An 11,857-nucleotide genomic window follows, 5' to 3' on the forward strand; every position below is an offset into this window, starting at 1 on the left:
TGAAACTTGAAAAAAGCTGTAAAAAAGGTCTGAAAGCTAAGCGTTTCAAAGCTGCACTCGATACTGATTATGCAGATAAAGTTTTACAGCTTATTTATTGAGCTTACGTAATCTTACCCTGTTAAATTATATTTTACGGTTAATTTCTCAAGTTTAATATGTAGTTAAAAATATAACGCGAGTTGCTCAAGCCTTTCACCTTGAATCTATTACCTTCAAACTCCAGACACAAAAAAACCTTGTCACTTTCGTGGCAAGGTTTTTTTATTAAAGAGTCGTTGCTTATTTAGCTGTGAAGCTTACTGGGCGACGTTCTTTACGAGGGCCAGTACGCTTATCACCGCGTTGGCTATCGTCTTTATCTTTACTAAAGGTGCGCTTTTTGTCACCAGCTGGACGCTCAGAGCGTTCTGCACGTGGCTCAGCAGGGCCTTGATCTTGTGTAATTGTTAAGCCCATAGGACGTTTACAAATAAACACTTTTTGGAAATGATCAAGTACATCTTTAGGCATGTTTTGCGGCAATTGAACCGTACTGTGATTGTCGTGTAAACGAATATCACCAATAAACTTGCTTGAGATGTCAGCTTCGTTAGCTATAGCGCCAACAATGTTCTTAACCTGAACACCGTGTTCACGACCTACTTCGATACGGTAAGTATCCATAGGGCCTGCATCACGACTGTTACGTTCGCGAGGTTTACGCTCAGCGCGTTCACCACCACGTTCGCCGCCACGTTCGTTACGACGTCCACGGTCACCACCGCGATCATTGCGGTCGTTACTACGTGGGTTGCGATCGTTACGCTCGTTACGTTCACGAGGTTGAATCTTAACTTCTTCAACTTTAATTGGAGACTGTTGCTGTGCTAAACACAGTAACGCACCCGCTAAGCTTTCAAGAGGAAGTTCAAGTTTTTCAGCCATGTTAGTAGCTATCTCGTTAAAGAATGTAATATCTTTGTTTTCAAGCGCAATAGTTAATTTTGCTTGTAACGCTTCAATACGTTTTTCTTCAACGATTTTTGCAGTTGGTAATTCAACTTGTGCAATTTCAGACTTCGTATGACGAATGATATTTTTAAGTAAATAACGTTCGTTATGTTTTACGAATAAAATTGCTTTACCAGTACGACCAGCACGACCTGTACGGCCGATACGGTGAACGTAGGCTTCAGAATCTTGTGGTATATCGTAGTTGATAACTAAGCTTAAGCGGTCAACATCTAGACCACGAGCAGCAACGTCTGTTGCAATAACAACATTTAGCATGCCGCTTTTTAAGCGTTCTACAGTGCGTTCACGTGCTTGCTGGTTCATATCACCATTAAGTGGAGCAGCAGAGAAACCTTCGCGCTCTAATAACTCAGCAAGTTGTACTGTATCGTTACGCGTACGTACGAAAACAATAGCACCTTCATACTGTTCAGCTTCTAAGAAGCGAACAATAGCTTTATTTTTATGTACGCTTGCATTCCAAAACACTTGCTCAACAGATGATACTGTAGAGTTACGCGCAGAAATATGAACCTGTTCAGGATTGTTCATATACTTGCTGCTGATGTTTTGAATTTGCTTAGGCATAGTCGCAGAGAAAAGACATGTTTGCTTTTCGCGCGGTGTTTTTTCCATGATGCTTTCTACATCATCGATAAAGCCCATACGTAACATTTCATCGGCTTCATCAAGTACAAGTGCTTGTAGAGCATCAAACTTGATAGTGCCACGGTTAATGTGATCGATTAAACGACCTGGAGTTGCAACAATAACCTGAGCGCCACGACGAAGTGCGCTTAATTGGATACTGTAGCTTTGGCCACCATATAGTGCCAATACTTCAATACCACGAACATGTTTAGCATATTGTTCGAATGCCTCAGCAACTTGGATCGCAAGCTCACGTGTTGGTGTGAGTACAAGGATCTGTGGCTGTTTCACAGACGGGTCAATATTATTTAGTAATGGCAGTGCAAATGCTGCGGTTTTACCTGTACCCGTTTGAGCTAGTCCCAGTACGTCCTTTCTTTCTAGCAATAACGGTATACATTGAGCTTGGATTTCAGATGGTGTCTTGTAACCCAACTCTTCAACTGCCTTCAAAATTGCAGGAGAAAGATTTAGAGATTCAAACGTGACTGGTTCTGACATTAATACGCCTCAACGAATTTAAAGAGGCGCGCATTATATAGGATTCGCGAGGAAAATGCTTGTATAAATTGAAACTAATTTGTATGTATTTGATGTTGGTCGAAATTTAACCAGCTCAATATAGGGTTTATTAAACTGGTTAACATATTTAATACAAAGCTTATTTATACAAGCCTAGGTTTTCTTTTGCGTAAGCTTCAAATTCTGTAAATCCACCAATGTGATTTTGGTCTACAAAAATTTGTGGAACAGTAGGGCAAGGCTTACCCGCTGACTTTTCAAGGTCGGCTTTACTAATGCCTTCTTTAATTATGTCGATGTAACGAAATTTAAAGTCATCACGTTCATTTGATAATTGCTCAGCAACATCTTTCGCACGAACACAAAATGGACAACCTTCACGGCCAAAAATTACGGTTAACATAGCTTTCTCCTCAATTTGATTAATATCAGTTTAAATGAATGAAAAATTATTTAAAGAGAAAAAAATCGATTGCACCATTCTAATAAAAGCATAAATCATATTATGCATAGCAATATGATTTGCAAAATGCGAATGAAAAACCAGAGCCCTGTTTGTCTAATACTTAAGTCTATGAATGCAAGTGTGTTTATAAGAATTAATTTATGGCACATAACTTGATGATGTAGAGCTATACATTGGGTTAACGAGAATGCTTTATGAATACTAATAGTCACGTTTTAGAAATTATCCAAGGGGTAATAGGTAAATATTGTGAAACCCAAAGTCAAAAATTCTCTATTACCTTAATCAACAAGTTGCAATGTAACTACGTCTGTTTGCAAATTCCGCCAGAGCAAATGATTGCACAATGCGAGGCGTTTCTTACTCCGGCGCTAGCAGCAGTAAAGCAGTGCTTTTTATTGACGCTCGAAGCAAATATTCAGGGAGTTAGTATTCACTATCAGATTGATGATTCTGAACAAGTAAACACGTTGGATTTTCACGGGCTCTTAGCAACTAAAGAGTCTGTTAGTTTAGCGCTTGATGTTAGACAAAATGTAGACGTTTTAACTGATTGCGAAGCGTTACTCAAAAGCTGTTTAAAAATGTCAGCTAATACTCACGATCGTTTTGGTTTAAATTTTAAATTATTTAATAGCACGCTTAGAGAGTCTGCACAGCTAGAGGATTTACGCCATCTTAGTGGTAACGCATTAATTGATAAATTAAATAGTGACAGCTTAAATACATACATAAAGCTGTGCTCTATCAACGACATTTACGAGCTGAGCCAAGCTCATAAACTATCTAAAAAAATATTAGGCTGGCCATTTTTTGATACCGACTTAATTACTATTTTAACAACATTTCACACACAAACACGTTTATCGGTATTAGTAGCAGACGACAGCTTACCGAGCCAAATTGCTACAAAAGTAATGCTTGAAATGCTGGGCTGCTTAGTAACGTGTGCAGAAAATGGTGCCAGTGCATTAACACTTGCTCAAAATGAACCATTTGACTTGCTACTTTTAGATGAGCGTATGCCAGGAATGTTTGGTAGCGATGTGGCGCAGCAATTAGTTAGGCAAAATACACCTAATAACAATACTCCTAAAGTTATTTTAACGGGGTTAACAGGCGATGAGCAAATAGCTGAGTTGTTTGATAAAGGAATTACTCACTATTTACAGAAGCCAGTGACAAAAGCGGTACTTGAGAAATTTATTAAACCTTGGCAGTTAGCCTCTTAAATTGATTAATAAGGAGAGAGTTATGGATGATTTCTCTAAGACAGCACCTATTTTAATTGGTTTTCAAAACAATTACTTTTTGCCAAAAGGCATTTTGTATGACGAGGTTGAAGAGTCATCAAGAATTACTGGCGTGGGGGAAAATACACTCTATTTATTGACCTTCTGCGCAGAGCAATTTGCTTTAGTTATTAATACACCCATTCACTTTACGCAAAACTATAGCGAGCTTAAAAATCCGATTGGTATATTAAAAGTCATTGCGGTGGGGGCATTTAAAGCAGGTTCGTACTGTGCTCAAACCATTAAGCAGCTAGACCTTTTTAGTAATATTATAGAGGTGGTATTTGGGAAAAGAAGTTTAAATGCTTTTACACATATAGGTTTAGCCGAAAACATCAAAAAACATGGGGCCATTAATATAATTTTAGCGGGTACTGTGTCTTCTATCTGTATTGATTCAACTGTGCGCACTGCTGTTGCACTTGGTTCTAATGCCACTATTTTAAGTGACTGCACACCGAGACGCACTCCTTTTGAACAAGCATTCTACCGTGAAAAGGTTTCCCTTCTTTATGCACGAGTTTGTCAGAGTAATACTTTTATAAAGTATTGGAGAGATCATGAATAATAATGATGAGCTACAAGTTCAAATCCAATATGCACTAGTTGAAAAACTTTCCAATAGTAATCGACGTCAAGCAAAGCTATTAGCTATTTTAGATGAGTGTATTTTTGAGTGTGATAAACATTTGAATTTTACTTATATTAATGAAGCTTGGGAGAAGAAGTTAGGTTACTCAACCGATTCATTAATTGGCTCCAATATTACTAAGTTAATGAATTGCGATGATATTATGCATTTTGTCGCATACAGCTGTTGTTTACTAGAAGGGAAGCAGGCTCCCAGTGTAGAAATACAAATTAAAAGCAGCATCGGGCTCATGAACTGGTTTGAGTTAAGGTTAGTTTATGATGAAAAAAGCGGCTTTATAGGCTCGTTCTATGACATTCAACGTCATAAAGATTCTCAATTTTTGCTCACACAACAACAAAAATATGTAAAACGCTTATCGCTTGTTGCGAGCCATACAAATAACTTAGTAATAATTACAGATAAATTTGGCGTAATTGAGTGGGTTAACAATAGTTTTGAAGTACTTACAGGTTACACCTGTGATGAGGTTATAGGCACTAGCCCAGGTCAATTGCTACAAGGGCCAAAAACATGTGAAAAAAGTCGTAAGGTTATGTCTCACGCTGTAAAAAATGGGCTTCCTTTTCAAGTTGAAACCACAAATTACGATAAGAATGGTAACGTTTATTGGGTTGCTATTGATGCAAATCCAGTGCGAGATGATGAAGGTAAAGTAAAGCATTTTATCGCTATAGAAACTAATATTACGCAGCGAGTTAAAGCTGAACAAGCAATGGCAGAGATAGAATATAACTACCACTCTGTCGTAGATAATATTCCTGATATTGTTCTACGCCTTGATACATTTGGCAATTTATTATTTATAAATCAAGCATGGCAACGCGTCTTACACAGCAATGTAGATGAGAGTCTTGGCTTACCTATAATTAAGTTTATAGCAAAAGAAGATGTCGAAAAAATTAGTAGCACTTTGCTTGATTATAAACAAGGTAAGCGCGATATACGTCGCTTTGATATACGTTTGATTAATGCACAAGGCATAAATAATTGGGTTGAAATGACACTTACTCCCATTGTGGATGGCTACGAAAACGATTTGTTATCTATTGCCGCAACACTTGTTGATATACAAGAACGTATTGAAAGCGAGCAAATATTGCTTGAAGCTAAACATCAGGCAGAAACATTAGCTGAATCTAAAAGCCGATTTATGGCAAATATTAGCCATGAAATTCGCACGCCATTAAATGCCGTTATTGGCTCTGCAGATATTTTGCATCATACCGGTTTAACTTCTGAGCAAATGCGTTACACACAAATGATTAAAACAAGCTCTGATGCATTACTGAGTGTATTGGACGATGTATTAACGTATTCGCGTTTTGAAGCACAAGCTATAACACTCGATAATCAGCCATTTAGTATTGATACGTGTATTGAAGAAGCAATAGATATTATTACCCAAAGTGCTTTGCAAAAAGGGCTTGAGGTTGTTTTTGATTTTTATCCTGATGTCCCCGCTCAAGTAATTGGTGATCATGCACGTATAAGGCAAATAGCCATTAATTTATTAGCCAATGCGATTAAGTTTACTCAACAAGGCGTAATAACGGTGACCGTTAGATGTACTTACATTGGAGCCAATAATTTAAATCTTCATTTATCAGTAAAAGACACTGGAATGGGAATCGCAAAAAATAAAATAGAAAGTATGTTTATGCCTTTTATTCAATCAGATAATTCAATTACCCGAAAACATGGTGGTAGTGGCTTAGGCCTTGCGATATGTAAGCAAATTTGTGATGTAGTAGGGGGAGATATTTCGGTTAACTCTGAGCTCAATAAAGGGAGTGAGTTTATCGTTAATTACCCGTTAAAAATAGACACAACCGACTCAATATTGCGAGAGGGGCTTGCAGCACGAAGTAAAAAGCCAAGAGTATGGATTGTAGGACATAATCAAATTTTAAAAACCGCGTTGGAGCACACACTCACTCGGTTTTCTATCGCTTTTGAGCACTATGAAATATGTCCAGATATCCCTGAGTATGATAGTTTTCCTGATGCAATTGTATTAACTGATCCTCGAATGCTAGCCCAAACACGCGAGTGTATAAATACATATAACTCCCTTAATTCACCATGTTTACTTATCTTAGACTTACTAGGTGAAAGCTTATTACCGCAAAATCTTAACGACAGAGAGCTTAGGTTAAATGGCCCTTTTAAAGTATCGCATGTACCGCGAGCAATTAGTTTATTGGAAGAGCAGTTATTTCATTTAGATATTATATTTACTAATCGTGAACAAAAAAAAGCCTTAGAAAGCTCTTCAGGGTTAACTCAGTTGAATGGGACCAATGTATTGGTTGCTGAAGATAATACTAATAATCAAATAGTAATAAGACAGTTTTTAGAGCAAAAAGGTTGTCGGGTATATATTGCTAGCGATGGGCAAGAGGCAATAACGAAGGCTAAAAACAATAAAATTGATATTATTTTTATGGATATCCAAATGCCAATACTAGATGGGATCTCTGCAACCAAAGCAATCAGAAAGTTAGGTATAGCCACCCCTATAATAGCGCTCACAGCAAATGCAATTCATGGTGATAAAGAGCGATTTATAGAAGCGGGGATGAATGATTACTTAGCTAAGCCAATTGTAAGTGAGACACTTTATTTATTGCTTGATAAATATGCCCCAGAGCAGGTTATTGAATCTAAACATTTAAAGCTCTCTCGTTTAGCGCAAGTGTGGGAGAAGCTGAGCTGAGCAATGAAGGGCAATATAAAAAGTGGGTTTGTGTTGCATAAAACTTGATAAACGAAGAAATTAACCTAGTATTTTAGGAGTAAGTTAAATTTATTGTTTAGTATTTAATGAGTGTTTTTATTATAGTTTTTCAATTTGATTCGCAAATTGCAATTCAAAATAAAAATACAACGTTACGAATTATTTTTGGATTCTAAATTACATTTTTAATTTTATTAATACTTTGATTTTGTTGTTTATTTTATCTTTCGTTTGTTTTTGTTTAGTTGGCACGGCTTTCGCAACATATTAAATATCAAATCAAGACAATTTAGTTAAATTTTTAAGAGGTGCAATATGCAAACAAATACAAAAGCCAAACAACAACCTAAAAGTAATAATTGGGTACTTACACCTGAAATCATGGTTTTGTCTATTTTGCTTGTAGCTACCTTAGTAATAGGTATTACAGTTCTACGCGGTAGCGATTCTGTAGAGCCGTTAACGGACATACAGCCGATTACTTTTACACAAGCTGATGTTGAAAATGCACAGTCGATGAGTAATACGTTTGACTCGCAAAATACTAACTATGCACAACATGTAACAGCCCCTAAAAACGAAAATAACGACACTCTTTCAAACTAGAGACTTTTGCGCAGGTAACTATTTATTGTTGCCTGCGTTTTTTTTATGTTTCCTATCACCGTTTTAACTTTTTCTCCCTAGCTTTAAAATTACGTGTACGCTTTTTAATTCAAGCTGTGCGTAACCAAATTAGTCTTATCAAGCCTTTCTTTATACTCATCTTCAATTACTAATCCTTACTTTTAGCCAACAATTACTAACTGGTTTCTCTGTGCTGTTTGGGCTTGAGTAAGCTCTTATTTATTAATTTAGGTGCATTGCAAATTGAATTGCAAAATGCAAATAAAATGGAAAAATTTAAATACTCAAATAACTAAACTTAACCTTTTGAATTTGCTGTTTTTATTTTTGTTTTATTCACTTTCTAAATGGTCTGTAACTTGCTCTTGATTACATAAGTCACTAAGAGTGAAAATCGGAGCAAAACATGAATGCATTTAAGTACCTAGAATCAGAAAGCCCAGTCAATCTCGCAAGATGGCATGAGTTAGAAAGAATCATGTCGGATGCAATGCAAAATAATTATTTTAAAATGGTTTATCAACCGCTCGTATCATTAGGAACGGGAAAGTTGGTCGGCTTTGAATCGCTAGTAAGGTGCCAATCACCCCGCTTTGGTATTGTAGGCCCTGATGAGTTTATCCCTCATGTAGAGCAATCGGGAATGATTTTAGAATTAGGTGACTGGATTTTTGAGCAATGTTTGTCTGATTTAAAACAGATGCGACATTTTGGTATGACAGATATTGCTGTTTCTTTAAATATTTCACCGGTACAAATTTTAGATGGTGATGTGTTTTCAAAAGTAATGGCTTTGCTAGAAAAGCACCAAATACCACCACAAGCTATTAAAGTTGAATTAACGGAAACAGCGCTCATTCATAGTCCTGATAAAATAGCTAAGGCGTTTGAAAACTTCCATAAAGAAGGCGTAAAGGTGTGGATTGATGATTTTGGCACTGGGTACGCGTCTTTAGGTCTACTTCGTCAATTTGATATCGATGGTTTAAAAATTGATCGCAGTTTTGTAAGTGGTATTGCAACTAATAACGAAGACTTTACGTTATGTAGCGCAATTATTGCGATGGCTCAACGATTGGGCTTACAAACTGTAGCAGAAGGCATTGAAGAGAATGAGCAATTACAAATATTAGAACAACTTGGTTGTGATATTGCTCAGGGGTACTTGCTCGATAAGCCGCAAACATTAACAAAAAGTATTGATACCTGGGCTCTGTAATTGTTTATATTCATTTTGATTTGCAAAATGCAAAAAACAAATTACTCTTAAACTACAATTCTTACATTTTATTAGTGTACGAAGCTTTAACTTACACAAAGGTTATCTATGCCTATATCAGAGCAGTTTATCGATAAAAGTATTACGGAGCTAAATGTTTTAATTCAACTTGAAAAGGATGTTGGAATAAGCGTTTTAGCTCGATTAGTAAACTTATTTATCGATGAATTAGTTACTATGGCTAACCAATTAGATACGGCAATTAGTAATGCAGATATTATAAAAATTAGAGAAATAATGCATGTTTTGAAAAACTCGGCTGCCTTATATGGAGCCGCTCCTTTAGCTGCATTGGCAACACAGTTACACGATTCACCACCACCAACCACAGAAGAAAATTTGCACGCAGCGCTTGTTATTAAGCATAACTTGGATAAAACCCGAGATGCATATCAAATAATGAGTAAGAGTATAGCTATCTAGGAGAAAGCCGTGTCAGATATAATGGGTAAAGGCCTTGTTTATATTGTTGAAGATAGCATCGCAAGTGGTGCTTTGTACGCAAGTCAGCTAGAGCAAGTAGGTTTTGAATGTAAGCATTTCGCAGATGGATATTCTGCTTTGGTCGGTATTAAAGAAAAAATGCCTGCGGTGATAGTACAAGATGTATGCTTGCCTGATATAAGTGGGCTTGAAGTTTTACAATTTGTAAATAAACAAAAAAATCCTGCTAATGTAGTCATGATCACCTCAAATAGTTCTATTGATATTGCAGTGGAAGCTATGCGTTTAGGTGGCTTCGATTTTTTAGAAAAACCCTTCACAAGTCAGCGACTTATTAGCTCAGTAGAAAGTGCGTTAACACCCAAAGAGCAAGCTAAAGTACAACCTTTGGTTCAAAGCAGTGAAAAAAGCCAAGATTTTGTTGGTGAATCTCTCGCAATGAAAACCGTTTTTAGATTGCTAGATAGCGCAGCTAGAAGTAAAGCATGCGTATTTATTACAGGTGAAAGTGGAACCGGTAAAGAAGTATGCGCACAAACCCTTCATGATTCGAGCCCTCGCAGCCAAGGCCCTTTTATTGCTATAAACTGTGCTGCGATCCCTGCTGAATTATTTGAATCAGAATTTTTTGGTCATGTTAAAGGTGCGTTTAGTGGTGCGTTAAGCGATCGAAAGGGCGCAGTTGAAGTAGCCAACGGCGGCACGTTATTTTTAGACGAATTATGTGAAATGGAACTTAACTTACAAGCTAAATTGTTACGCTTTTTACAAACAGGCATATTTAGCAAAGTTGGCAGTAGTGAAGTATTACACAGCGATGTTCGCCTAGTCTGTGCAACAAACAGAAACCCAATAATAGAGGTTGCTGAAGGGCGCTTTAGAGAAGATTTATATTATCGTTTAAATGTTATTCCCGTAAAATTACCTCCTTTAAGAGAGCGCGGAAACGATATATTACTGCTCGCTGAGTATATTTTAAAACAAAAAAGTGATAGTAATGCAAAGTACTTTATTGGCTTTTCTGATGAAGTTAAGGCGCTTTTTTGTAATTACGATTGGCCAGGAAATATTCGCGAACTACAAAATGTAATTGAAAACACAGTCGTTATTAATGATGGAGATATAATTGAAAAGGACATGCTACCAAACTCATTTGGATTAGGCGCTGTAAAGCATTCAAGTTCAACTAAGTCAATTCACAATATAAACGAGCAGGGTGTCCAATTATCTCCTATGTCTGTTCACGATATAGAGCCTTTGTGGCAAGTTGAAAAAAGGGCGATTGAAAATGCAATTAAAAGCTGTGAAGACAACATTCCTCTTGCTGCTGCTTATTTAGGGGTAAGTGCATCCACCATTTATAGAAAAATAAAAGGATGGTCTTAAAGTTGTAATAGATTTTTAATTACATTTTTCAGGTTGAATTAATGAAAGTTACCCTAAGCTCTATGGGTAATAGCAAATTGATTTTTAATCTGAAACAGTAAAAGGAGATCGCAATGAGTAGTACTAGTTTAAAACCTGCGGATATTATGCCATCACTAGTAGTGAGTGATGTTGATGAGAAAAAGATAGATTTAGTCGACAGAATTAGTGACTCTCCGTGGAAAATGATTGTTGTTTATCGTGGCCAGCACTGCCCTAAATGTACTGCGCAACTCAACGAGCTTGCTAAAGTTCATAAAGACTTTAAAGATGCTGGTGTTGAAGTGGTTGCAGTAAGTGGTGATAGCCATGAGCAGCTTAATAAACATCTTGAAAAAATAGATATTAACTTCCCAATTTACTATGGTTTAACAATCGAGCAAATGACAGATTTAGGGCTACATATTAGCGAGCCTCGCAGTGATGCAGAAACTGACCATCCATTTGCTGAGCCAGGGATTTTTGTACTTAATGAAAAAAATCAGCTTCAAATGGTCGATATATCAAACAGCCCGTTTGTTCGTCCTGATTTAGAGCAACTGCTAGGTGGGATTAAGTTTTCAAGAGAAAACGACTATCCGATCCGAGGCACATTTATTAAATAACATTCGTTTTACATGGTTTCAAACAAGGCACTTTTTAGCTGTCTCTTGATCACAAGTCTGGCTCAAGAGATTTTGCTAAATCGTAGCCTTCCAGGATGGCTTGTAACTTAAGCCATCCTTGCCATAACACTTTCACAGATGCACGCCCTGTGCGC

The 11,857-nt window shown here is 36.9% G+C and carries 10 protein-coding genes; 8 read left to right on the forward strand and 2 right to left on the reverse strand.

Features of this window, described 5'->3' with window-relative positions:
* Positions 1–282 precede the first annotated feature (282 nt).
* Both I6F48_RS20615 and I6F48_RS20620 read right to left on the reverse strand, forming a co-directional pair.
* On the reverse strand, positions 283–2,148 hold the full coding sequence (locus I6F48_RS20615) for a DEAD/DEAH box helicase (protein WP_007585469.1): 1,866 nt from the start codon (positions 2,146–2,148) through the stop codon (positions 283–285).
* 160 nt (positions 2,149–2,308) lie between these two features.
* Positions 2,309–2,572 (reverse strand): GrxA family glutaredoxin, encoded by a 264-nt coding sequence (locus I6F48_RS20620; protein WP_007585470.1) that lies wholly within the window; start codon positions 2,570–2,572, stop codon positions 2,309–2,311.
* Between the two features lie 257 nt (positions 2,573–2,829).
* On the opposite strand from I6F48_RS20620, the gene I6F48_RS20625 reads away from it, so the two are divergent.
* From I6F48_RS20625 to I6F48_RS20660, 8 genes are all read left to right on the forward strand, one after another.
* A complete protein-coding gene (locus tag I6F48_RS20625; RefSeq protein ID WP_165729187.1) occupies positions 2,830–3,867 on the forward strand; it encodes a response regulator in 1,038 nt (345 codons plus the stop codon).
* A gap of 22 nt (positions 3,868–3,889) precedes the next feature.
* The gene (locus tag I6F48_RS20630) at positions 3,890–4,498 is read left to right on the forward strand and encodes a cysteine hydrolase family protein (RefSeq protein ID WP_197120218.1); all 609 of its coding nucleotides are present in this window, start codon (positions 3,890–3,892) and stop codon (positions 4,496–4,498) included.
* On the forward strand, positions 4,491–7,301 hold the full coding sequence (locus tag I6F48_RS20635) for a PAS domain-containing hybrid sensor histidine kinase/response regulator (RefSeq protein ID WP_165729191.1): 2,811 nt from the start codon (positions 4,491–4,493) through the stop codon (positions 7,299–7,301). Before I6F48_RS20630 ends, I6F48_RS20635 begins: the two co-directional genes overlap by 8 nt.
* Positions 7,302–7,637: 336 nt before the next feature.
* Positions 7,638–7,928: a hypothetical protein gene (locus tag I6F48_RS20640; RefSeq protein ID WP_007585474.1), complete on the forward strand. Its 291-nt coding sequence runs from the start codon at positions 7,638–7,640 to the stop codon at positions 7,926–7,928.
* A gap of 427 nt (positions 7,929–8,355) precedes the next feature.
* Positions 8,356–9,168 carry a putative bifunctional diguanylate cyclase/phosphodiesterase gene (locus I6F48_RS20645; protein ID WP_165729193.1) on the forward strand — a complete coding sequence of 271 codons (813 nt, stop codon included), beginning with the start codon at positions 8,356–8,358 and terminating at the stop codon, positions 9,166–9,168.
* Between the two features lie 108 nt (positions 9,169–9,276).
* Positions 9,277–9,651 carry an Hpt domain-containing protein gene (locus tag I6F48_RS20650; protein ID WP_024591627.1) on the forward strand — a complete coding sequence of 125 codons (375 nt, stop codon included), beginning with the start codon at positions 9,277–9,279 and terminating at the stop codon, positions 9,649–9,651.
* 9 nt (positions 9,652–9,660) lie between these two features.
* Entirely contained in the window at positions 9,661–11,058 is a 1,398-nt protein-coding gene (locus tag I6F48_RS20655; protein ID WP_197120219.1) for a sigma-54-dependent transcriptional regulator, read from the forward strand.
* 113 nt (positions 11,059–11,171) lie between these two features.
* Positions 11,172–11,702 carry a redoxin domain-containing protein gene (locus I6F48_RS20660; RefSeq protein ID WP_197120220.1) on the forward strand — a complete coding sequence of 177 codons (531 nt, stop codon included), beginning with the start codon at positions 11,172–11,174 and terminating at the stop codon, positions 11,700–11,702.
* Positions 11,703–11,857: the final 155 nt, after the last annotated feature.

This window comes from Pseudoalteromonas sp. SWYJ118 (assembly GCF_015864505.1).
Classification (GTDB): Bacteria; Pseudomonadota; Gammaproteobacteria; order Enterobacterales; family Alteromonadaceae; genus Pseudoalteromonas; species Pseudoalteromonas arctica.

What these genes read in the sequence shown, in the direction of transcription:
- I6F48_RS20660 (WP_197120220.1), top strand. Translation starts at nt 11,172, where the DNA reads ATGAGTAGTACTAGTTTAAAACCTGCGGATATTATGCCATCACTAGTA.
- I6F48_RS20625 (WP_165729187.1), top strand. Translation starts at nt 2,830, where the DNA reads ATGAATACTAATAGTCACGTTTTAGAAATTATCCAAGGGGTAATAGGT.
- I6F48_RS20645 (WP_165729193.1), top strand. Translation starts at nt 8,356, where the DNA reads ATGAATGCATTTAAGTACCTAGAATCAGAAAGCCCAGTCAATCTCGCA.
- I6F48_RS20615 (WP_007585469.1), bottom strand. Translation starts at nt 2,148, where the DNA reads ATGTCAGAACCAGTCACGTTTGAATCTCTAAATCTTTCTCCTGCAATT.
- I6F48_RS20640 (WP_007585474.1), top strand. Translation starts at nt 7,638, where the DNA reads ATGCAAACAAATACAAAAGCCAAACAACAACCTAAAAGTAATAATTGG.
- I6F48_RS20630 (WP_197120218.1), top strand. Translation starts at nt 3,890, where the DNA reads ATGGATGATTTCTCTAAGACAGCACCTATTTTAATTGGTTTTCAAAAC.
- I6F48_RS20635 (WP_165729191.1), top strand. Translation starts at nt 4,491, where the DNA reads ATGAATAATAATGATGAGCTACAAGTTCAAATCCAATATGCACTAGTT.
- I6F48_RS20620 (WP_007585470.1), bottom strand. Translation starts at nt 2,572, where the DNA reads ATGTTAACCGTAATTTTTGGCCGTGAAGGTTGTCCATTTTGTGTTCGT.
- I6F48_RS20650 (WP_024591627.1), top strand. Translation starts at nt 9,277, where the DNA reads ATGCCTATATCAGAGCAGTTTATCGATAAAAGTATTACGGAGCTAAAT.